General features: G+C 67.6%; 20 protein-coding genes. 10 read left to right on the forward strand and 10 right to left on the reverse strand.

The genetic code is table 11. The features are described from left to right. Nucleotides 1-4 precede the first annotated feature (4 nt). From LTI14_RS07785 to LTI14_RS07805, 5 genes are all read left to right on the forward strand, one after another. The gene (locus tag LTI14_RS07785) at nucleotides 5-241 is read left to right on the forward strand and encodes a hypothetical protein (RefSeq protein WP_241476181.1); all 237 of its coding nucleotides are present in this window, start codon (nucleotides 5-7) and stop codon (nucleotides 239-241) included. 95 nt (nucleotides 242-336) lie between these two features. Next, complete coding sequence (locus LTI14_RS07790) at nucleotides 337-1,308, forward strand: DMT family transporter (protein WP_241476182.1); 972 nt, start codon at nucleotides 337-339, stop codon at nucleotides 1,306-1,308. A 189-nt stretch (nucleotides 1,309-1,497) separates the two neighbouring features. Next, a complete protein-coding gene (locus tag LTI14_RS07795) occupies nucleotides 1,498-1,647 on the forward strand; it encodes a hypothetical protein (RefSeq protein ID WP_241476183.1) in 150 nt (49 codons plus the stop codon). A 33-nt stretch (nucleotides 1,648-1,680) separates the two neighbouring features. After that, nucleotides 1,681-3,399, forward strand: a complete 1,719-nt coding sequence (locus LTI14_RS07800; RefSeq protein WP_241476184.1) for a DNA-3-methyladenine glycosylase 2 family protein — start codon at nucleotides 1,681-1,683, stop codon at nucleotides 3,397-3,399. Beyond that, nucleotides 3,386-3,982 (forward strand): methylated-DNA--[protein]-cysteine S-methyltransferase, encoded by a 597-nt coding sequence (locus LTI14_RS07805; RefSeq protein WP_241476185.1) that lies wholly within the window; start codon nucleotides 3,386-3,388, stop codon nucleotides 3,980-3,982. Before LTI14_RS07800 ends, LTI14_RS07805 begins: the two co-directional genes overlap by 14 nt. On the opposite strand, the gene LTI14_RS07810 is transcribed toward LTI14_RS07805, so the two are convergent. Both LTI14_RS07810 and LTI14_RS07815 read right to left on the reverse strand, forming a co-directional pair. Then, nucleotides 3,900-7,205: a DNA polymerase III subunit alpha gene (locus tag LTI14_RS07810; RefSeq protein ID WP_274616023.1), complete on the reverse strand. Its 3,306-nt coding sequence runs from the start codon at nucleotides 7,203-7,205 to the stop codon at nucleotides 3,900-3,902. The two genes, LTI14_RS07805 and LTI14_RS07810, sit on opposite strands and share 83 nt — an antisense overlap. Next, nucleotides 7,202-7,552 (reverse strand): hypothetical protein, encoded by a 351-nt coding sequence (locus LTI14_RS07815; RefSeq protein ID WP_241464628.1) that lies wholly within the window; start codon nucleotides 7,550-7,552, stop codon nucleotides 7,202-7,204. Before LTI14_RS07815 ends, LTI14_RS07810 begins: the two co-directional genes overlap by 4 nt. 277 nt (nucleotides 7,553-7,829) lie before the next feature. Between LTI14_RS07815 and LTI14_RS07820 the strand changes: the two genes are divergently transcribed. After that, on the forward strand, nucleotides 7,830-8,339 hold the full coding sequence (locus tag LTI14_RS07820) for a DUF805 domain-containing protein (RefSeq protein WP_241464627.1): 510 nt from the start codon (nucleotides 7,830-7,832) through the stop codon (nucleotides 8,337-8,339). A gap of 403 nt (nucleotides 8,340-8,742) precedes the next feature. Here LTI14_RS07820 and LTI14_RS07825 read toward each other — a convergent pair whose 3' ends face one another. From LTI14_RS07825 to LTI14_RS07840, 4 genes are all read right to left on the reverse strand, one after another. Then, nucleotides 8,743-9,255 (reverse strand): flavodoxin family protein, encoded by a 513-nt coding sequence (locus LTI14_RS07825; protein WP_241476187.1) that lies wholly within the window; start codon nucleotides 9,253-9,255, stop codon nucleotides 8,743-8,745. Between the two features lie 281 nt (nucleotides 9,256-9,536). Further along, on the reverse strand, nucleotides 9,537-11,027 hold the full coding sequence (locus LTI14_RS07830) for an NCS2 family permease (protein ID WP_241464625.1): 1,491 nt from the start codon (nucleotides 11,025-11,027) through the stop codon (nucleotides 9,537-9,539). Nucleotides 11,028-11,091: 64 nt separating this feature from the next. Continuing rightward, nucleotides 11,092-12,366 carry an ion channel protein gene (locus LTI14_RS07835; RefSeq protein ID WP_241469531.1) on the reverse strand — a complete coding sequence of 425 codons (1,275 nt, stop codon included), beginning with the start codon at nucleotides 12,364-12,366 and terminating at the stop codon, nucleotides 11,092-11,094. 50 nt (nucleotides 12,367-12,416) lie between these two features. Continuing rightward, nucleotides 12,417-12,821: a phage holin family protein gene (locus LTI14_RS07840; protein WP_241476188.1), complete on the reverse strand. Its 405-nt coding sequence runs from the start codon at nucleotides 12,819-12,821 to the stop codon at nucleotides 12,417-12,419. Nucleotides 12,822-13,022: 201 nt separating this feature from the next. Here LTI14_RS07840 and LTI14_RS07845 point away from each other — a divergent pair, with 201 nt between their 5' ends. Continuing rightward, a complete protein-coding gene (locus LTI14_RS07845; RefSeq protein ID WP_241464622.1) occupies nucleotides 13,023-14,288 on the forward strand; it encodes a phospholipase D-like domain-containing protein in 1,266 nt (421 codons plus the stop codon). Between the two features lie 4 nt (nucleotides 14,289-14,292). Here LTI14_RS07845 and LTI14_RS07850 read toward each other — a convergent pair whose 3' ends face one another. The 3 genes from LTI14_RS07850 to LTI14_RS07860 are packed head-to-tail and all read right to left on the reverse strand — an operon-like array spanning nucleotide 14,293 to nucleotide 17,601. Then, nucleotides 14,293-15,186: an oxidoreductase gene (locus tag LTI14_RS07850; RefSeq protein ID WP_241476189.1), complete on the reverse strand. Its 894-nt coding sequence runs from the start codon at nucleotides 15,184-15,186 to the stop codon at nucleotides 14,293-14,295. A 55-nt stretch (nucleotides 15,187-15,241) separates the two neighbouring features. After that, nucleotides 15,242-15,976 (reverse strand): response regulator, encoded by a 735-nt coding sequence (locus tag LTI14_RS07855; protein WP_241464620.1) that lies wholly within the window; start codon nucleotides 15,974-15,976, stop codon nucleotides 15,242-15,244. Then, complete coding sequence (locus tag LTI14_RS07860; protein WP_241476190.1) at nucleotides 15,973-17,601, reverse strand: ATP-binding protein; 1,629 nt, start codon at nucleotides 17,599-17,601, stop codon at nucleotides 15,973-15,975. Before LTI14_RS07860 ends, LTI14_RS07855 begins: the two co-directional genes overlap by 4 nt. A gap of 204 nt (nucleotides 17,602-17,805) precedes the next feature. Between LTI14_RS07860 and LTI14_RS07865 the strand changes: the two genes are divergently transcribed. After that, nucleotides 17,806-19,281 carry a CitMHS family transporter gene (locus tag LTI14_RS07865; RefSeq protein ID WP_241476191.1) on the forward strand — a complete coding sequence of 492 codons (1,476 nt, stop codon included), beginning with the start codon at nucleotides 17,806-17,808 and terminating at the stop codon, nucleotides 19,279-19,281. Nucleotides 19,282-19,324: 43 nt separating this feature from the next. On the opposite strand, the gene LTI14_RS07870 is transcribed toward LTI14_RS07865, so the two are convergent. After that, nucleotides 19,325-19,882: a dihydrofolate reductase family protein gene (locus tag LTI14_RS07870; protein ID WP_241476192.1), complete on the reverse strand. Its 558-nt coding sequence runs from the start codon at nucleotides 19,880-19,882 to the stop codon at nucleotides 19,325-19,327. A 178-nt stretch (nucleotides 19,883-20,060) separates the two neighbouring features. Here LTI14_RS07870 and LTI14_RS07875 point away from each other — a divergent pair, with 178 nt between their 5' ends. Together LTI14_RS07875 and LTI14_RS07880 are read left to right on the forward strand one after the other, a co-directional pair. Next, a complete protein-coding gene (locus tag LTI14_RS07875) occupies nucleotides 20,061-20,489 on the forward strand; it encodes an ArsR/SmtB family transcription factor (protein WP_241476193.1) in 429 nt (142 codons plus the stop codon). Further along, nucleotides 20,486-22,132, forward strand: coding sequence for a SulP family inorganic anion transporter (locus tag LTI14_RS07880; RefSeq protein WP_241476194.1), 1,647 nt, complete (start codon nucleotides 20,486-20,488; stop codon nucleotides 22,130-22,132). Before LTI14_RS07875 ends, LTI14_RS07880 begins: the two co-directional genes overlap by 4 nt. The last annotated feature ends 9 nt before the right edge of the window (nucleotides 22,133-22,141 follow it).

Consider the following 22,141-nt stretch of genomic DNA (forward strand, 5'->3'; position numbering starts at 1 on the left):
CTGCATGGAGATCTCCCGTGTGAGCATTGTCTGGGTCGAGATCCTCTCGGTCGAAGAGGGTCTTGAGACAGGATTCGCCGAGGGAGCCGGGTATCGCGTTCTCGCAGATGGGAAAGCAGGGCTCCTCGTCGGTGCGCCATTCATCGAAGTCCGCGATGCGCGCAAGACCTGTCTGTTGAGCGCCCATGACTCTGGGGCCGTGGCGGAGGAGATTCGCCGGCGCCTCGTGACAGCGAGCTGAAGGTCACCACGGCGATAGTCTGAGTACCTGACCTCGCCGGTGTTCCGACACCGGACCACGCCTCCGCCCTCGATCATCGACCAGGAACCACTCTGATGCTCCCCTACCTGTTGATGGTCATGGTCGTGATCTTCTACGCGGGAAACATTCTGGTCGGAGAGGCGCTCAACGATCTGCCGCCGCTGACCATCGCGTTTTCACGACTGGCCGTCGCTTTTCTCTGCCTCGTGCCTCTGGCGGCCAGGACGGCGTGGCGATCCAGAGGCCTGTTCCTCCACGAGTGGAAGCCGCTGCTGCTGCTCACCCTGACCGGCGTCGCGTTCTTCAACACCTTCATCTACGCCGCTCTCCAGTTCACCTCCTCGACGAATGTCTCGGTGCTGGAGACCCTGATTCCCGCGCTGACTCTGGCGCTGAGCGCCCTGGTGCTGCGGGAAAGGCTGTATGCGCTGCAATGGTCGGGGTTGGCGCTGTCGATCCTCGGGGCGCTGTGGGTGATCACCGATGGTCAGATCTTCGCCCTGGCACAGCTGGAGTGGAACATCGGTGACGGAATCATGATCGGGGCGGTCGCGTCCTGGGCGGTCTATTCGCTGGCCGTCACGCGCTACCTCAGTCTGTTTCCCACCTTCAGCGTGCTTCTGGTGATGACCGGGCTCGCCGCGGTGATCCTGGCGCCGTTGGTCGTCATCGAATGGGCGGTGCTCGGGGTGCCGGCCTTCAGCGCGGCCGAACACCTTCCGGGTCTGATCTACCTGGGAGTCTTTCCCGGCCTGCTCGCCCTGTTCTTCTACAACCGCGCGGTCCAGCAGCTCGGTGCCTCCCGCGCCTCCATCTTCTTGAACTTCCTTCCGGTCGCCACGATGGCCGGCGCGGTGCTGTGGCTCGACGCCCAGCTGACGCTGCCCAAGATCACCGGTGCGCTCGTCGTCGTTCTGGGGGTCTTCATCACCACCCGGGCGGGCAGGCGCCCACCCCTTTCGCGGAGCCGGACTCACAGACTGGCGCATCCCAGCAGCCGCGAGGGACTGCGTGAAACCTTCAGACCACCAGAGGAGCAAGCATGACCAACAGCGACCGCAGAGATGATCGGACCTTCTCCGAAACGGCTCCGAAGTCGCCGCTGCAGCTGGCCTCGCCCAAGGCTTCCAGCGAGCCTGTGCCTTTGCGTCGCGCGGGAGCTGGGGCGGGGCAGGGACAGAGGCGACGCTCCGACAGGCGCAGTGGTGGGCATATTCTTCACCGTCTTCTAGGTCATGCAGTTCATTCCAGCGGTGCTCTCCGAGGGGTGTCTCGAGGTCAGTCCCTTCGTCGATGCGGTGAGCTGCCTGGCCCTCGCGGCGCTGCCCCGCGTGTTCCTCCGCGCAGGATCGGGCAAGGCCACGGCCAGGTCCGATTCCCGCTAGCTTTCCGCGTGCGCGAGAGGTGGAATGGAAGACATGGACCAGGAGGAAGTATTCGAGCGCCGCTACCGGGCCGTGAGGTCCCGGGATCGCCGCTTCGACGGGCAGTTCTACACCGCGGTCTCCTCCACGAGGATCTACTGCCGCCCCTCCTGCCCGGCGCAGACCCCGAAGCCTGAGAACATCACCTTCTACTCCACCTCCGCCGCCGCGCACGAGCACGGCTACCGGGCCTGCAAACGGTGCCTGCCCGAGGCGGCCCCGGGCACCCCGGAGTGGAACACTCGCCAAGACCTGGCCGGCCGCGCCATGCGGCTGATCCGCGAAGGCACGATGAACGACGGCGGAGTGGAGGCCCTCAGTGCACGGCTCGGTTACAGCAGCCGTCACCTGCACCGAACCCTGAGCGCCGAACTGGGGGCGGGACCACTGGCGCTGGCCCGGGCCCACCGGATCCACCTGGCTCGCAGTCTGCTGGTCGGCACGTCCCTGCCGATCACCGAGATCGCCTTCGCTTCCGGGTTCTCCTCGGTGCGCCAGTTCAACGACACGGCGCGAAGTGTCCTCGGCGCGGCGCCCCGGGAGATCCGCCAGCGAGCCCACCGGTCCGCCGGCATCGCCCGGGAGTCCGCAGAAGCCGGCGGGTCCAGCGGGTTCACCGAATCGAGTCTGGTCCGCCCGTTCGGCGCCGATTCGCCTCCTGCTCAGCGCCTTGCCCTGCGCCTCGCCCTGCCGGTGCGGGACCCCTTCAACGCGGTGGCGCTCTTCACCTTCCTGGCTGAACGTGCGATCCCCGGTGTGGAGTTCACCCAGCTCGACGGCGAGGCGCTGGTCTACGCGCGCACCCTGCGGCTGGCCCACGGACCGGCCGCGATCCAGGTCACCGCAACCCCGGCCAGCCCAGGCCAAGCCCGGGACGACCCTGCACCCTCATGCCTGCACTGGCGACTGCACCTGGAGTGTGAACTCAGCGCCTGGGCGGATATTCCCGCCGCCGTCGCCGTGGCGCGTCGGCTCTTCGACCTCGACGCCGACCCGCTCGCCGTCGGCGCCGCACTCTCCACCGACCCCGCGCTGGCTCCCCTGGTCGCCCGCTCCCCCGGGCTGCGGATCCCTGGCACCGCCGATGGCCCGGAATACCTGATCCGCGCCATCGTGGGCCAACAGATCTCGGTGGCGGCCGCCCGCACGCATCTGAGCCGGCTCGTCGACGCGCTGGGCACCGAGCACGCGTCGTCCTTCGCGGGGCTGTCCCGGCTGTTCCCCACCGCGGAGCAGATCTCCGCCGGGGTCCCGGCGCCGCCGTCGCGCGCCGCCCCGCCAGCCCTGGACCCGGAACGGCCGCTGCGACTGCCCGCCCGCTCCATCACCACCGTGCGCACCGCGGCGGCGGCCCTGACCAGCGGAGCGCTCGGCGTGCACCAGGGGGCAGACACCCGGGAGCTGCATGATCAGCTCACCGCCATGCCGGGCATCGGGCAGTGGACCGCCTCCTACCTGATGCTGCGCGTGCTGGGCGACCCTGATGTCTGGATGACCGGCGACGTCGTCCTGCTCACCGGCGCCAAGAAGCTCGGCCTGCTGGAGCCGGGGCTGAACAAGGCTGCCGCGCATCGAACTCTGGAGTCTCATGCCCGGCGCTGGTCGCCCTGGCGGTCCTACGCCGCGATGCACCTGTGGCAGACGGCAGCCACCCCACCAGCTCACACCCACCACGTCATACCTGAAAGGACTCTTCAGTATGAGAATCCTTGACACAAGATTGCAGCATGTCAGTCTCACAACTCCTGATGGACCTTTCAGTTTGGTGGCTGATGACAGTCACGTCCTGGCCTCCGGATGGACCTGTGATATCACCTCCCTGGTTGAGCTGATCCATCCCGAGCTGCGGGAACGCACCGGCCATAGGGATCCCGCACCGGATGCTGAGACTCCGCAGCCACCTGGTCCTTCGGTGCTGGACCAGGCGGTCGAGGCGGTGGAGGCCTATTACGCCGGTGACACCTCCGCCGTGGACAGCGTCCCGGTGCAGCAGCGCTCGGGACCCTTCCGTGAACACGCCTGGGAGGTGCTGCGCCAGGTGGCGCCGGGAGCCCCGCTGACCTACGCCGGGTACGCCCAGCGAGCGGGACGTCCTGCGGCGGTCCGAGCGGCGGCCGGGGCCTGCGCGATGAACGCGGCGGCGCTGTTCGTGCCCTGCCATCGGGTCATCCGCACCGACGGCGGGCTCGGCGGCTTCCGCTACGGGGTGCAGATCAAGCAGAGCCTGCTGCAGCGGGAAGCCGCCCCGGCACGGTCTCCCCACGCAGATCCCAGGCGCGGGTCGCCTGCACGGTGACCGCCCGCGGTCCGGTGCGCCGAATGGTGCCCTCGGCGATCAGCATCTTCGCCGCGAAGAGACACTCCCCGGTGTTGCGCTGGGCCTCCTCGAAGAAGCTCAGGTCCACGCAGCCGGTGCCGTCGTCGAGGGTGATGAACACGACCCGTTTGCCCGAGGCCATCGGCGGGGTCTGGGTGGCCACCCGGATCCCGGCGACCCGGACGGTGGCGCCGTTGCGCAGGGACAGCAGGTCTTCGGCGAAGGTGACCCCGGCGGCCTGCAGCACCGGGTGATGGAAGTCCATCACGTGCCCGCTGGTGTCCAGCGAGGTCAGGTCCAGCTCGGTGGTGACGATCTCCCGGGCCTCCAGCTCCCCCGCACCGGTGGGCATGTTCGCGATCTCCACGTCCCCGATGGGCAGCGACAGCTGACCCTGGACCTGGCGCACCGGCAGCTTCTTGGCGTACTCCAGGTTGGTTGACTCCACCCACTGGATGAGGTCCTTGCGGTTCTTCCGACCCTCCGGCAGCAGGCAGTCCAGGGCGCCCACCTTGGCCAGATCGCGCAGCGTGGAGCGTTTCAACCGGGACCGGTCGCGCAGGTCCGCCAGCGAGGCGAAGGGCTGCTCCGCCTCGATCCGGCGCAGCTCGGCCTTGGAGATCCCCTTCAGCCCGATCAGCGACATCCGGATACCCCACACCGGCAGCCCCGCCACCGAGGTCGCCTCCACGTGGTAGCTGCTGGTGGAGCGGTTGACGTCCATCGGCAGCAGCGGGATCTTCAGCCGGCGGGCCTCGGAGACCAGCAGCCGCAGCGGGTACATGCCCGGGTCATGTTCGAAGAGTCCACAGAGGAAGTGCGCGGGGTGATGGGTCTTCAGCCAGGCCGACTGGTAGGTGGGCACGGCGAAGGCCGCCCCGTGGGCCTTGCAGAATCCGAAGCTGCCGAAGCTGAGCAGGATCTCCCAGACCCGGTCGATCACCGCGGCGGAGTAGCCGCGCTTGACCGTCTCCTCGCGGAAGAAGATCTCCACGGGTCCTGACTTGTCCTTGCTCATCGCGCGGCGCAGCTCATCGGCCACGTCCAGGCCGCAGCCGGTCATGGTGTCGAAGATCCGCAGCACCTGTTCGTGGAAGACCACCACCCCGTAGGTCTCGTCGAGGATCTCGGCCAGATCGGGGTGCGGGTAGCCCACCGTCTCGTAGCCGTGGCGGCGTTCCAGGTAGGGCTTGACCATGCCAGAGCCCATGGGCCCGGGGCGGAACAGCGAGATGTCCACCACCAGGTCATTGAGCGTCTTGGGCACCAGCTTGCCGATCAGCTCGCGCTGCCCGGGGCTCTCGATCTGGAAGCAGCCCAGGGTATGGGTGGATTGGATCATCGCGAAGGTCGCGGGATCGGCATAGTCCACGTCTTTGACCATGTCGATCACCTCCCCGGTGGTGCGTTCGAGCTCGGTGAGGGCATAGGCGATCGCCGACTGCATCCGCACCCCGAGGATGTCGAGCTTGATGAACCCCATCGGGTCCATATCGTCCTTGTCGAACTGGCTCATCGGCAGCCCGTTGACGCCCGAGCGCTCCACCGGGGTGAGCTTGAGCAGGTTGTCGTTGCCCAGGATCACGCCGCAGGGGTGGGTGGAGATGTGCCGAGGCAGCCGGTCCAGGCGTTCGGAGAGGTCCACCAGCAGGTCCAGCTGCTGGCGTCCGGAGCTGCGTTCGGTCTCGATCCGCTCGGCGAGGCTCTGCAGCTCGGGCTTCTCCTGAAGGGCGCGGCGAAACTCCCGGGCGGGGAAGCGCCACATGATCTCCGCCAGCTGGTCGATCTCCTCCTCGGGGAGCCCCAGTGCGAGCCCGGCGTCCCGGACCGCGCCGCGGATCCGGTAGGCGTTCTGCATGCTCATCAGGGTGACCCGCTGGGCGCCGAAGCGTCTGAACACGGCTCGGTAGATCCGGTGCCGCTCGGAGGACTCCACGTCGATGTCGATATCGGGAAGGGTGGAGCGCCGGCGGGAGAGGAAGCGTTCGAAGATCAGTCCGTGCTGCAGCGGATCGATGGGGCTGATCCCCAGCGCGTGGACCACCAGCGAGGAGACCGCCGAGCCGCGGGCCGCGGCACGGACCCCCATCTCGCGGATCAGCCGGGCCACCTCGGCCACGGTCAAGAAATAGGGGGCGAAGCCGAGGTCGGCGATGATGCTCAGCTCGTGCTCCAGCCGCGCCCGGGCCACACCCGCGCTTCTCTGGCCAGCGCTCGCTTCGGCCGCGCTCTCCTGGGCGAGCATCTCCGCCAGGCCTGCTTCGCAGCGGGCGCGCAGCTCCTCATCCGGATCTCCCTCGATCCCGATCACGGAGGTCTCGGGCACCTTGGGCTGGCCCCAGCCCATGTCCGTGACCGGATCCAGCTGGCACTGGCGCCCCAGCGCCTCGGTGTTGATCAGCAGCTCATCGGCCGGGATCGGGGTGCTGCTGGCCGCGCAGATCTCTGCGGCCAGTGCCTTCATCTCCGCGGCCGGTTTCAGCCAGCCCTGATCGGTGGGCTGCAGCGCCGAGGTGCTGTGCAGGTCCGAGAGCACCCGCACGGCGTCCAACACATCAGCGGTGGCGGCCTCATCGGTGCTCAGCAGCCGCACCGCATTGGTCAGCACCGGGGTGACCCGGCTGACCTGGGCCGCGCTGAGCATCCGGACCGCATGGGCGGTGGACAGCGGCTCCCCCGGAGGCGCCAGATGGGAGACGACCTCCACCCGCAGCGCCTCGCCGAGCACCTCACGCCATTGGCGCAGCAGTGCCCGGGCGCTGCGGTAATCCCGTGAAGCCGCGGCGGCACCGATCTCGCTCTCCGGCCCGGCCAGGACGAACAGCCGACGGCGCACCTGGCCCTCCCCGGGTGACCCGCACTCGGCCAGATCCTGCAGGGTCACCCGGGCGGCCTCGCCCTGCGGGCGTTCGTGGGCGCGGGAGATCAGCTGACACAGCGCCGCATACCCTCCGGAGGCATTGCTGGCGAGGACCACGGCCCGGCCGCGGTCCTCCACGGCAAGGCTGACCCCGAGGATCGGTGCGATGCCCAGGTCGATGCAGGCGCCGAGGTGCTTGACCGCCCCGTAGAGCCCGTCACGATCGGTGATGGCCAGCGCCGTCATCTCATCCGCCGCGGCGGCGGCCACCAGTTCCTCAGGCCGATTGGTGCCGTAGTGGCTGCTGAAGGAGCTGGCCACATTCAGGTGGGTGAAGGTCAATGGACCCGCACCAGACGCCAGCGCCCGGAGGCCAGATGCCGGCTGACATCAATGGTGTGCACCTCGGCGGCCTCGGTGCGGGATGTGGCTTCAAGCTGGACCTGCAGCCGCCAGATCTCATGAGCCACCAGTCCGGGGCGACCTCGCTCGGCACGGGGCTCCTCCAGCCACCAGCTGCGCCGCTGATACCAGCGGACAGGGGCTTCGACCACGAGGTGCCTCCGCTCTTTCCAGATCACCCGATGGGGCAGGAACTGCTCGTCGCATTCAACATCGATGGATTCGGTGAGCGTCACCGCTCCGCGGCGGGGTGCTCGGTCGGCTTCGGGACGAATAACAGTGGACATGGGCATGCTCCCTCTTTCATGTCTCCAAGAGGTATGACGAAGCCGATGGGAAGCCCGGAAGCCTCATCGTATTCGAACATACATTCGATAGCAACAGAGGTGAGCCTAGGACCGGGCACGGACACGGGTCACTGCACGGCAGCCGTCCCGCATGAGATCGGCCAAAAAAGTCAATAGGACCAAAGACTCTTTATTTCATGACAAAAAACGATCAGAGTGTGCTCAATCGAGACGGTCTCTCGACCCTTTCTCCGCATGAGCAGATCGAGGAGGTGCAATGCAGTCATACGCCGGTCAGACCACGTGGCCAGTGGGCGATGTCTACGGGCCAGACGCGACACTCTCGTCCTTCTTCGAGAACTACGTCCAGTTCAGGGGCTACTCCACCCGCCCGGAGTTCTGGTGGCCCTTCCTGTTCCTGATCCTCGTCCACGCCGCCATCGGGATGACGGCCATCATCACCATCAGCACACTGTTCGCCCAAGATATAGTGACCGACGCGCAGAACCTCTTCGGGATCGCTGGCTTCTCCCCCAGCGTCTGGCTCGAAGGCTTCGGCGCGGTCTTCGCAGCCGCCATCCTCTGCCTGCATCTGCTCATCGCGGCGCTCACCATCCCCCCGCTGCTCGCTGTCACCTGGCGCCGACTCCACGACTCCGGGCTCCCCGGGTCGATGTTCTTCCTCGGGTTCATTCCCATCGTCGGATGGTTCGTGGTGCTGGTCCTCCTCATGCGGGCCTCCGCCCCGGAGAAGCACCACGCAGAGTTCTCAGCCGCCTGGTATTGACGTCATCGTCCCGGCATGGACCTGGCCTGAGCCACTCACCGGGCCCGCGAGCAGGCGAGCTGGCGAACCAGCGGTGAAGACGATCGTCGGGATGAGCACGGCCAGCCACGGCAGGGCCCACCACCACAGACCCAGGGCCAGCAGTCCCAGTTTGAAGAGTACGACCCCGCTGAGGCCGAGGAGAGCCTGCGGCGTGGGTTCCGTGACAGCGCCAATACTCCGATCACGGCTTCATAACCCACGCCCAGCACAGCGCCCCAGACCTGCGGGTGCGCACCAAAGGTGCGGTCCCACAGATCGTGAAGCACGCCGAACCTCCAGGGCGAGAGGTCCGCGAGCCAGGTCCCGAGCATCGAATAGACCTCAGGCTTCACCGGGACCAGAAGCGCGAGGGACGCTCCGATCAGGCCACACGGGAGCTCTCCGGCAACCGCTGAGCCAGCTCGGCACCCCATTTCGTGGCTCGGTCGATCTCCCCGGGCAGGACGGGGCCCTCATAGCCCTCGACGTAGAAGCTCTCTGGTTTCGCAAGCAGCGAGGCGCCGCGGCTGCGCAGCAGCTTCGCGGCCTTCTTGCTGGCCGCACCTGGGAGGTTCGGATGGCGGACATGGGTGTCGAACACCGCGACCGGCAGGTGGACGTCGCCGGCGGCGCTGATCCACTCCCGAAGTCCCGTATCCCCGGGGTGTCCGCCACGCCTAGCGGCCTCCTCGCGAGTCTGTGGTCGGCTCAGCCCGAAGGCATGGGTCGGGGCGCCGACGACGAGCAGGTCGGCTTTGACCATGTCGGCAGGCGGGGCAAAGCTGACATCGAGGACCATCCCGATATCAATGGTGGCGGCCAGTCCCTCCGCCACCGCCTCGGCGATGATCTTGGTGTTTCCCCACGCGGACTCGTAGACGATGACAGCATCCATGATGTCGTTCTCCCTTCAGGGCCCATCTTCTCGCCGCCGCTCAGGAGGGCACCAGGACCTTAAGTCCCATGTTCCGTGACAGCTGCGGATACGCGGCGCTGTGCCCGGTCGGGACTTCGGGAGGCTCGGATCTGGTGACGGAGCCTCAGCGACCGTGTCGAAGACGCGATCCACCGACGCGTTGATCCGGATGCTTCCCGTGACCCGTGTGCCACGCTCACATGCCAGTCGAGCCGCACGCCGCAGGACCACGTTGCACGCAGGCCCGTTCTGCAGCGGGGTCAGCCGACTCCCAGAGCCTCCTGGATGGGCCCGGAGATGAAATAGAGCACGAACAGCGCCGCGGTGACGTACATCAGCGGGTGCACCTCACGCCATTTGCCGCGGAAGACCTTGATCGCCACGTAGCTGATGAATCCTGCGCCGATGCCGTTGGTGATCGAGTAGGAGAAGGGCATGACCACGATGGTCATGAAGGCGGGGATCGCCATCTCCACATCGGTCCAGTCGATCCGCACGATCTGCTGCATCATCAGGAAGCCGACCAGCACCAGGGTGGCTGAGGCCGCCTCGGTGGGGATCACGGCGGCCAGCGGGGCCAGCACGATGGTGGCCAGGAAGAGCACGCCGGTGACCACGTTGGCCAGACCGGTCCGCGCGCCGTCGCCCACGCCAACGGTGGACTCGATGAACCCTGAGTTCACCGAGGTGGAGCCCACGCCGCCACCGATGGTGCCCACCGCGTCGGCGACCATGATCCGGCGGGAGTGCGGGATCTCGCCATCGGCGTCCTTGATCCCGCCGGCGTTGGAGACGCCCACCATCGTGCCCAGCAGGTCGAAGAAGTTGGCCAGCAGCAGGGTGAAGATCGCGAGGGTGGCCGCGACCACGCCGATGCTCTGCCAGGAGCCCAGCAGGTTGAAGTCACCGATCAGGCTCAGGTCCGGCATGGTCAGCCAGTCCTGGTTCAGCGTCGGGACGGTCAGGCCCCAGCCGTAGGGGTTCTCGGTGCCGTCTGCGGCAGTCTGCGGACCGATGCGGAACACCGATTCCAGGGTGATCGCGAGCACCGTGGCGCCCACGATCGAGTAGAGGATCGCGCCGCGAACCTTCGCGGCCCACATGGCGAACAGGGCGAACATCGCGATGAGGAAGATGAAGATGGGCCAGCCGAAGAGGGAGCCGCCGACGCCGAGCTCCAGTCCGGTGCCCTGATTGTTCTGGATGAAGCCGGCGTTGACCATGCCGATCAGGGCGATGAAGAGCCCGATGCCCACGCTGATCGCGATCTTCAGCGCGCCGGGGACGGCGTTGAAGATGGCGGAGCGGAAGCCGGTGAGCACCAGGACCAGCAGGATCACACCTTCGATGACCACCAGTCCCATGGCATCGGCCCAGGTCATGCCCGGGAGCACGACGATGCCGTAGGTGATGAAGGCCGAGAGCCCCAGCGAGGAGGAGACGGCCATCGGGAACTTGCCGATCACGCCCATCAGGATGGTCATCAGACCAGAGATCAGTGAGGTCGCGGCGGCGACGGCGGGCAGGTTCGGTTCCGAGCCGCCGCCGAGGAAGTTCCCGGTGGAGTCGGCTGAGGCACCGATGATCAGCGGGTTCAGCACGATGATGTAGGACATCGCGAAGAAGGTGGCCAGTCCGCCGCGCACCTCCCGACCGATGCTCGAGCCGCGGGCGGTGATGTGGAAATACCGGTCGAGGGTCCCGAGCTGCCGGGGCGCGGAAGTCTGGGAGGCGGGGGTCTGAGTGCTCACGGAGCACTACCTTATTGCCCCGTGAGTAGTTCCGACCAACGGAACTCACCAGACGAGACCGGAGTCACTCGGATACCTGATGATCCGCCGTGGGAACCAGCATCTTCGGTGCGCCCATGACGAGGAGCCACACGGGCAGGACCACCACGCACAGGACGGCCAGAACCGAGATGTCCCCGACCACGACGACGGCGATGAACAGCGCGATCCACCCGTCGCGGGATTCGGCGAGCACGGCCCCGAGGATCCCGCAGGCGAGCGCCAGACCCAGCGGGACCTCGGGCATGAGCGACTGAGCCACGAGGCCCACCGCTGCTCCGATGAAGACCGCAGGGAAGATGCGGCCTCCGCGGAATCCGGCCGTGGCTGCCACGAGCAGCGCCGTCAGCTTGACCGCAACGATGAGCAGCAGCTCTGCGGTGGTCAGGTCCTCGGCACCTCGGATGAGATCTGCCATCTGCTGGCCGCCCTTGAACAGCGTCACCGGCCCGCCGAGCGCGCCGAGTCCCCCGAGGATGACTCCGCCCAACGTGGTGTAGAGCAGCGGGCTCCGCAGCCTGCGAAAACTCTCATGCAGCGCCCTGAAGACGGAGGCCCCTGCGAGAATCACCAGCGCGGCGGCACAGGCGACGAGCGCGCCGGTCAGGAGATCCGACGGATGCGGCGCCCCGAGGGGCGGCATGTCCGTGGCCCCGAACTGGGGGCCGTCGAGCATGCGCACCGTCAGGGAGCCGGTCGCCGCGGCGAGGAGCGGCAGGAAGAGTCTGTCCCAGAGCGCGCCCCCGGTGTTGGCAGCCGCCACTACTCCGGTCAATACCAGCGCGGCGGCCACCGGCGTTCCAAACAGGGCCCCGATGGTTCCCGCAGCCGTCATCAGCATCACGAGCTTCACGTCGATGCGCGGCCAGAATCTCACGATCAGCGCCACCAGTATGGCCGTGTTGATCGCGATGATGGGCGATTCTGGACCGAGGCTGACGCCTCCGGCCAGCACCAGCAGGCTCACGAGGATGAGTCCCGGCACGGCGGCGAGCGGCAGCGGCGGCGCCAGCAGCTCCACGGTGGCAGAGTCACGTCCGCCGCGACCAGGGGCGAAGGTACAGACGACCCCGACCGCCAGACCCACCCCGCTCAGGACCGCAAAGATCCACCAACCCGAGTCGGGATCAAGGTTGAACAGGCCGGGGAGGTCCACCCATAGGACGTGTTCAAGCAGGTGAGCTGTTCCCTCCACGAGGAACAGCCCCAGCGCCGAGACGACACCGATGAGGATCGCCGGGACCGACAGTCTCAGCAGCGTGGTCGCGGTCGGCGTCGCCTGGCTGTTCACACCGGGCATCGCTCCGGGCTCCTTCTGTTCAGGACCACCGGTGCCACCGGCCGCTGGGCTCATGCGAGGGCTTGGCGGATGTTCTTCTCCTCAGCGCGCTTGTCCCACCAGCGCTTGAGCACGAGGTACCCGAGTATCCATGTGCCCAGAGCCGTGATGATCCAGACCACCAGAGGCGTCAAGATCCACGCCATCGGCGTGGAGAGCGTGAGACCGTCCGTCACGAGGGTCGCAACCCATACGGCCAGAAGGGTTGAGACCAGGCCGACCGCGCCGAGGATTGCGGAGGCGTACTGGCGGGCCATGTTGAACACGAACGGACCCAGGATGGCCTGCGCCAGGACGAAGACGACGACGGCGGTGACGAATCCCGCCGGCTGGAGGGTCACACCATCGATCAAGGTTCCGGCCACCAGCATTGCGACGGCGGCCATCACCACATTGATCGCGGCCTGAAGCAACATGCGCACCATGACAGGCTCTCTTCCGGGTGCGGCCGGCTGGGTCCAACTGGCCGGAACCCTGTGTAGAAGGTGACACGGACCCAGTCGATGACTCCATGAGAGACCCTGGCGGCCACCAGGTCAAGAGGTGTCGGCTGGCGGGGCATCCAGTGTGACGCGTCCACCACGTGTGTGAATGCTCCGGCCAATTAGAGTGGCTCCATGAGCTTCCTGATGCACAAGCGACACCTCGTCAGCCGTCGGTCTCCGCGCAAGACTCTTCCGCTTGCGGTCGCGGCCTCCGCCCTGGCGGTTCCGACGGTGGCGGCACTCTCGGTGGTGGCGGTGGATCTCTTCAAGCACGGCCAGCGCAAGGATCGGGACGCTCCCCGCCCAGGAACGTTCCACACCGAGGTCGAAGAGTCCCCGATGCGCATCTACACCGATGGTGAAGCGCTCTATGGGGACATGCTCGAGGCCATCGGCGCGGCAGAAGATTCGGTTCTGATGAAGACCTATATCTGGAAGAACGATGAGGTCGGCCAGCAGTTCATCGACGCCTTCAACGCGGCGGCTCGTCGCGGAGTGGAGGTGTTCATCATCTATGACGGATTCGCGAACCTCGTGGTGCCGCGTTCCTTCTACGCGCAGCTCGATGAGGACATCCGGGTCTATCGCATGCCGGCGGCGGGACGAAGCTTCTGGAAGGCTCCCATTCGGTCCACAGGCTTCAATCACTCCAAGATCCTCGTCGTGGACGACGCGGTCGGTTTCGTCGGCGGATACAACATCGGCTCTCTCTACGCGAAGAAATGGCGCGACACCCACCTCCGCGAGGTGGGCCCCGCCGTCTGGGGGCTCCGCCAGACCATCGCGCGACTGTGGAACGAGGATCGACCCGCGGCGGAGCGGATTTCTTGGATCGCCCCGGACAGCTGGGATCCGTCGGTCCGCGTCGTCGCCAATCTGCCGGTGGACCTGGTGTACCCGATCCGCAACATGTACCTGAAGGCCATCGAGCGAGCCAACGAGCGAATCTGGATCTCGACCCCCTACTTCATCCCGGACCAGCAGATCCTGCGAGCATTGAAGCTCGCCGCGGAGCGCGGCGTGGACGTGCAGGTCATGGTGCCCAAGGATTCGAACCACGTGCTCGCGGACTGGGTGTCCCGAGGCTTCTTCGGGGAGATGCTCGATTCCGGCATCTCGATCCTGCTCTACGCGAGCAGCATGATGCATTCGAAGACCGCGACGATCGACGGCGAGTGGTCAACGATCGGCACGGCCAACATCGACAGATTGTCGCTGTCCTTCAACTACGAGTCCAACGTCGAAGTCATCGACCCAGGGTTCGCCGCCGAGATGGAGAAGGTCTTCCAGAGCGACAGCGAGCACTGCGAGGTCGTGAGTGCTGATACCTGGCGGGAACGCCACCCGATGGCGCGCGCGACGGAGTGGGCGCTGATCCCGCTGCGGCCGGTGCTCTGATCCGCTACTCCGGGTCCAGACCGAAGCCGACGCCGGTGAGCTCCTCTGAGGCCTCCCAGAGCCTGTGCGCCAAAGCGGGGTCGCTGGCCTTCGATGAGCGCCCGACCAGGCAAGGACTGCCGTGCAGCTCCCATCGCCCGTCGGGACCGACGTAGCTGGCCCCTGGCAGGTCCTGAGTCGCGGCAAACAACGTGGGCACAGCACCTTGTTCACTGGTCTGCGCCAAGAGCCGTCCGGCGAGATTGACCGTGGCCACCAGCGGCCTGCTGCGCCCCTGTATGCCGAGATTCGTGTCGGAATACCCGGGATGCGAGGCCTGCGACTGCACCGCGGACCCGGACCGGCTCAGCCTACGCTCCAACTCAAGGGTGAAGAGCAGGTTCGCAAGCTTCGACTGACCGTAGGTCTCGGCGAGCGAGTATCGGCGGGTGCGCAGCGCGAGGTCCTCGAAGTAGATGTCGCCGGCCCGGTGCGCCCCGGAGGCGAGGGTGACGACCCGGTCGCGCAGATGCGGCAGCAGTAGATTCGTCAGCGCGAAATGCCCCAGATGATTCGTGCCGAACTGCAGGTCAAAGCCGTCCTTGGTCACCGCACCTCGACCTCCCGCGACCCCCGCATTGTTGATCAGCAGGTCCAGCGGGCCGTTCCAGGATCGAGCGAAGGCCCGCACGGAAGACAGGTCGGCCAGATCGAGATGGCGAACCTCGGTGCTGCCGGACATGGTCGCCGCAGCCGTGCGCCCGCGCTGAGTGTCACGCACCCCCAGCACCACATGGGCCCCGGCCTGGGCCAGGGCGGTCGCCGTCGCGAACCCGACCCCGCTGGTGGCACCGGTCACGACTGCCGTGCGCCCGTGAAGCACCGGAAGGTCTGCCGCGGTCCAGCTCTGCATGTCCATGGCTTGAGCCTAGTCAGCCCGGGATCAACTCAGACACCTCGGAGCAGCGACACCCTCAGGGCACCCACGTATAGCGGTGCTCCGGCCGCCCGGCCTGGCCGTAGCGCAGGGCGAGCTCCGCCCGGCCTTCCGCGCACAGATGCTCCAGGTACCGGCGGGCGGTGACCCGGGCGATCCCGGTGATCTCGGAGACCTCGACGGCAGAGACGTCGCCGTCTCGCGAGCGCAGCGCCTCCGCCACCCGCTCGGCGGTGGCGGGAGTCAGGCCTTTGGCCATGGACCGTGAGGCCATGGGCCGTGTCATCCCGAAGAGCGCGTCGACGTCGTTCTGGGTGACGGTGGACATCGCCGCCATCCGCTTGCGCGCGGCGGCGTATCGTTCGAGCTGATCACGCAGCTGGCGCAGCGGGAAGGGCTTGATCAGGTAATGCAGCGCACCCAGCGCCATGGCCGTGCGCACATGCTCGACGTCGCGCAGCGCAGTGATCAGCACGACGTCGACGACGCCCACCTCGCGCAGCCATGCGGAGCTCCTGAGCTCCTCGAGCACCGTCAGCCCTGTGCGATCGGGCAGGAAGAGGTCGAGCAGCACCAGGCCTGGCCGGTGCCGACGCACCGCTTCCAGCGCTTCCGCGGCGGTGTGCGCGGTGGCCACCACGGTGAACCCGGGCATCGAGTCGACCAGGTCGCGGTGGTTCCGGGCCACGCGCACGTCGTCATCGACGATCAGCACCGGAATCGGGGCGGCTGACCCAGGCCCGCCGGAGGTCATGCCGGTGGAGGTGCTCATGCGCTGATCACCTCCGCTCGCACCGGCAGGTAGGCGCAGAAGGTGGTCTCGTCCTCGTGTTCCACCGTCACCGACCCGCCGCGTCGCATGCAGGCCTGGTGCACCAGCGCCAGGCCCAGGCCGCGCCGTCCGGAGGGGTCCTTGGTAGAACGTCCGATGCTGAAGACCTCTTCGGCGATCTCAGGGGCCAGGCCGGGACCTGAGTCGATGACCCTGACCTCCACGAGCCCGTCGGCGACCCCGCCGTGGCGCCGGACCATCAGCTCCACCCGAGCATCCGCACGAGCGTCCGCGCCGGCCGCGTCCATGGCATTGTCGATCAGGTTGCCGATCACCAGCAGCAGGTCATCACGCAGATCCTGGGGCTGATCCGAGGGCAGCTGGGAAAGCTCAGAGAGGCTGAACTGCACTCCGCGTTCAGCGGCCTGGACCGATTTGGCAAGCACCAGCGCCGCCACGGTCATGTCCTCGATCCGGGCGGCGATCTCCGCGTCGGCGCCGGAGGTGGCCAGAGAGAGCTCGGAGAGGTATTCCTGGGCCTGGTCCACGCCGCCCAGCTCGAGCATCCCTGCGACGGTGTGCAGCCTGTTGGCGAATTCGTGCCGCTGGGCGCGCAGCCCGTCGGTGACGGTGCGGGCGCCGTCGAGCTGGTCGCTGAGCCGGGTGAGCTCGGTGCGGTCGCGCAGGGTGACGACGACGCCGCCGTCGTCCTCGCGCACCCGCACCGGCCTGCGGTTGCAGACCAGGATCAGCCCGTCCACGCTCAGCAGCAGGTCCTCCCCCGGCTCCGGACCGGTCAGCACCACCTGGGCCTCGGCGCTGAGGCCCAGCTGCGCGGGGGTGCGGCCGAGGTGATCGGGGGGCAGGCGAAGCAGCTCGCGGGCCGGGGTGTTGGCCAGCACCACGCGTCCGTCGCGGTCCAGGCCGATCACACCTTCGCCGATGGCATGCAGCAGCGCCTCCCGGCCGTCGAGCAGCGCCGTGATCTCACGCGGCTCCAGGCCATGGGTGTCGGCGCGAAGCCGTCGGGCGAGCATTCGGGCGCCGACCGCGCCGATGCCGACGGCGAGCGCCGCGGCCCCGAGGATCAGCGGGAGCTCCTGGATGGAGGCGAGCCGCACCTCGGAGGCGAGCACGCCCACCGAGACGAAGCCGATGACCTCTTCCGCGTCGTTGGTGATCGGCACCCGGGCGCGCATGGTGAGCCCGGCGTGGCCGTGCTCCACACCGGTCCAGGTCTGCCCGGCCAGCACGGGGGTGGGATCCAGCTCTGGGCGTCCGCCGATCGCCTCAGGGTCCGGGTGGGACTGCCGGATGCCGTCGGCGTCAGCGATCATGATGTATTCATACCCGCTGGCGACCCGCAGCGTCTCCGCCCCGGGCGCCAGGATCTCCGCGGGGTCTTCGGTCTGCAGCGCGTCCTGAACCGTGGCCATGACTGCCACAGATTCGGCCATGGTGAGCACCCGCTCCTCGTACTGCGCGCGGACCTCCAGGTACTGGTTGATCCCCCAGAGCAGGCTGACCAGGGTCACCGCGCCGACGAGCAGCATGATGTTCCAGCGGAAGAGCCGGTGGGCCAGGGAGACCTCACGGGTGGCAGCGGGCGCGGGCGATGACTCCATGGGCACTGCTCCCTCCTGGCGCTGCGGGTCTGTGTTGATCGTTGCGCTGATGGTGCCGCGCAACACCGATCCATGAGACCAATATGACCAATATTGCGTGGACATGCACAAAACTGTGGGCCCGATCACATCCGTTCCATGCTGTCACGTGGCTCACATCTCTGCCGCTGATCGATCCCCACACCCGCATCGAGGAGAAAAATCATGCTCAGCCTAATCGGCCTGGCAGTGATCGTCACCATGACGACGCTGCTGATCATGGGGCGCATCGCCCCGATCGTCGGACTGACCGTGATCCCCTTTGCGGGCGCGCTCCTGGCCGGCTTCACCTTCACCGAGATCGGTGACTTCTTCGGCGAAGGCATCGGCTCGGTGCTCGACGTCGCGGTGATGCTGATCTTCGCGATCTTGTTCTTCGGCATCATGAACCAGGCCGGGCTCTTCGACCCGCTGGTGCGGCTCACCGTGCGCCTGACCCGCGGCAACGTGATCGCCATCTGCGTGGGCACGGTCCTGCTTGCAGCGGTCTGCCACCTCGACGGTGCTGGCGCCTCGACCTTCCTGATCGTGATCCCGGCCCTGCTGCCGCTCTACCGGCACTTGGGCATGAGCCCCTACCTGCTGCTGCTGCTGGCCGGGATGAGCATGGGTGTGCTGAACATGCTCCCCTGGGGCGGACCTGTGGCGCGTTCCGCCGCCGTCGTCGACATGGATCCGATCGAACTCTGGCGCGGCCTGATCCCGGTGCAGATCCTCTGCCTGGTGATGCTCGTGGTGACCGCGGTCCTGCTGGGTCTGCGCGAGCAGCGCCGGATCGCCGCCCGCGGCGGAGCCCCGGTTGACGCCGAGACCCGCTCCGGCGGACAGAGCGAGGACCGGGTCGAGGAGCGCGAGCTCGTCTCCGCGTCGACCTCCAGCACCAGCAGCACCGCCGGTGGAACCCCTCGGGGCACGACCTCGGGCCGCACGAGCAACACCCCACCGGCCGGCACGGCCGCCGATCAGTACAGCGGCGAGGCCGATGACCTCTGGGGCGGGAACGAGACCGGCGTGACGACCCCGCGGTGGCGCATGATCGTGAACACGGTCCTGGTCCTGGGCATGCTCGCCCTGCTGGTCTCGGACCTGCTGCCGGCCCCGCTGGCCTTCATGCTCGGCCTCAGCGCCGCCCTGGTGATCAACCACCCCAAGGTCAGCGACCAGATGGAGGCGCTGAAGGTCAACGGCGGGGCCGCCGTCACCACCGGCGCGATCGTGCTCGCCGCCGGCTGCTTCCTGGGCATCCTCGAGGAGTCGGGCATGTTGGAATCCCTCGCCACCGACGCCGTCGCGATCCTTCCCGCCGCCCTGGTCCCCTACCTGCATCTGATCGTCGGAGTCTTCGGCCTGCCGCTGGAGCTGCTGCTCAGCACCGACGCCCATTACTTCGCACTGCTGCCGGTGGTGGAGGGCGTCTCCACCCAGGCCGGCGTGAGCACCATCGCAGTGGTCTATGCGGTGCTGGTGGGCAACATCATCGGCACCTTCATCAGCCCGTTCTCTGCCGCGCTGTGGCTGGCGCTCGGGCTGGCAGGCTGCGACATCGGCAAGCACATCCGTTACTCCTTCGTGCCGATGTGGATCTTCTCGGTGGTCGCCCTGGTGCTCGCCCTGGTGCTCGGCCTGATCCCCTGGAGCTGACCGGGTCCGCGGGGCAGGCCAGCAGGTCCGGCAGCGGGGCAGGTCAGCGGGTCCGGTAGCGAGCGTAGATGAGCCCGACGTCGAAGCTGCGCTGCTCCACCAGCTCCAGGTCCAGGCGGATGCCGTCGGGGAAGAACCGCTTGCCTCCGCCCACCACGCTGGAGGTGATGAACAGGTGGTACTCATCGACCAGGCCCGCCTTGATCGCCTGGGCGGCGAGGTTCGGGCCGTCCACGCTGAGGTCGTGATCTGACTCGGCCTTGAGCCGGCGCACCGCCTCGGGGTCGAAGCTGCGCTCGAGTCGGGTCGTCGCACTGGAGACCGACTCGAGCGTGGTCGAATACACGATCTTCTCGGCCGCCTGCCAGTCGAGGGCGTACTGGCGGATGTGCGGCGGGATGTCGGGCAACGTGTGGGCGGTCTCCCAGAAGAGCATCGTCTCGTAGACCCGGCGGCCGTAGAGGAACGTGCGCACCGGGCGGAAGAGGTCCCCGATGAAGGTGTGCACCTCCGGGCTCTCCGCTCCGGTGCCCAGATCCCCCTCTGCGGCCTCGGCGTAGCCGTCGAGTGAGGTGATCATCGAATAGATCAGCTTGGCCATGGTCCGCTCCGTGTCTGTGTCCGAGGCAGTGTCGAATTCGAGGGAGTTGGGTTCCAGGCCAGACTGCGAGTCGGGCCGTCTCGGGTCAAGGGAGACCGGCCGTTCCCTCTCGTCACCCCAGCGCTATATGATGGATTTATAATTCAGTAAACTATCTGGCCGTTGCAAGGAGACGATCGTGGACGATCATGTCAATGGACGGGGCCCGCTGAACAAGGTCAAGGCGAACCTCTTCAAGGGGCTCTCCCATCCCGTGCGCATCCGGGTGCTGGAGCTGCTCTCCGTGCAGGCAGAGGTCTCGGTGACCGAGCTGCTCGCCGAGACCACACTGGAGGCCTCACACCTGTCCCAGCACCTGGCGGTGCTGCGGCGCTACGATCTGGTGGTCTCCCAGCGGCGCGGCCTGCAGATGTTCTACTCGCTGGCACACCCCCAGGTGGCGGAGCTGCTCGCCGTGGCGAAGGAGCTCCTCCAGGAGATTCTTCGCACCACCGAGCGGGACCTGGCCAGCGCGCTGTCCGCGGAACCATCAGCAGCCGCCACAGCGTCACCGGCGACTGTCACAGATTCATCCGCGGCCTCCGCCACCATCAGCGGAACCCGATGAAGGCCGTGGCGTCCATCAGGGCGCTGTTGCCCAGGCGCGGCGACTACACGGAAGTCCCCCGCACCTGGAAGGGGGATCTCGTCGCCGGGGTCACCGTGGGCATCGTCGCCCTGCCGCTCGCGCTGGCCTTCGGGGTCAGCTCCGGCGCCGGGGCGGCGAGCGGCCTGATCACCGCAGTGGTGGCCGGATTCGTCGCCGCGGTGTTCGGCGGATCCAACGTGCAGGTCTCGGGCCCCACGGGAGCCATGGTGGTCGTCCTGGGCCCGGTGATCGCCTCCCAGGGCGTCGTCGCCCTGGCCGTGGTCACCGTCCTGGCCGGGCTGATGGTGATCGCGGCCGGGGCGCTGAAGCTGGGCCGGGTGGTCTCCTTCCTGCCCTGGCCGGTGATCGAGGGCTTCACCCTCGGCATCGCAGTCATCATCTTCCTGCAACAGGTGCCCGCCGCCTTCGGCGTGCTCGCTGGTCCCAGCGCCAACGCCGCGGTGTCCGCCGCGCAGAGCCTGGCCACCGTGCCCTGGCAGGAGATCGCAGCACCCGTGGGGCTCGTCGTGCTGGTCGCGGTGATCATGATCGGCGCCCCTCGCATCCACCCGCAGATGCCCGGTTCGATCCTGGCGATCATCGCCGCCACCGTCCTGGCCACCATGCTGGACCTGCCCACGGCCCGGATCGGGGCCCTGCCCGACTCCCTCCCCGCTCCGGTGCTGCCAGCCTTTGACGGCGCCATGCTCATGGCGCTGGCCGCCCCGGCAGCCACCATCGCAGCTCTCGCGGCGATCGAGTCGCTGCTCTCGGCTCGGGTGGCGACCTCCATCTCCGACACCGGCCCCTACGACGCCGACCGCGAGCTGGTCGGCCAGGGTCTGGCCTCGGTGGCGTCGGGCTTCTTCGGCGGCATGCCTGCCACCGGGGCGATCGCCCGGACGGCGGTGAACATCCGCTCCGGCGCCCGCACCAGGCTGGCCGCGATCATCCACGCGGCGGTGCTGCTCGGCGTCGTCTATCTCGCCACCGGCCCGGTCTCACAGATCCCGCTGGCCGCCCTGGCCGGGGTGCTGATGGTCACCGCGGCGCGCATGGTCTCGATCGCCACCGTCCGCGCGATCGTGGGCTCCACCCGCGCGGACACTCTGGTCTTTCTCGTCACCGCGGTGATCACCGTGTCGCTGGACCTGATCGAGGCCGTACAGATCGGCGTCGTCATCGCTGCCTTCTTCGCGCTGCGCTCCATGGTCGCCACCAGCGGAGTGCATCGCGAGGTGATTCCTGGGCCGGCGCACTCCGGGGATGCCCATATCGCGGTCTTCCGCCTCGACGGGGCGCTGTTCTTCGGCGCCGCTGAACGCGTCCTGGAGAAGGTCACCGAGATCCAGAACGTCGATGTGGTGATCATCCGGATGTCTCAGCTTCAGGTTCTGGACGCCACCGGAGCCCGTGTGGTGTCCGAGATGATCACGGCGCTGGAGCGGCGTGGCATCACTGTGCTGGTGAAGGGGATCCAGGAGCGACACCTGGCCCTGGTCACTCGGGTCGGGGTCCTCGAGTCCCTGCGGCACCACAAGCACCTGTTCGCCGAGCTGGGGCCCGCGGTTGAACACGCCCGCAGCCACGTGAACCGCAGCCGTGAGACCCGCTCGGACTGAGGTCTGCGC

The organism is Nesterenkonia sp. YGD6 (assembly GCF_022565895.1).
GTDB lineage: Bacteria > Actinomycetota > Actinomycetes > Actinomycetales > Micrococcaceae > Nesterenkonia.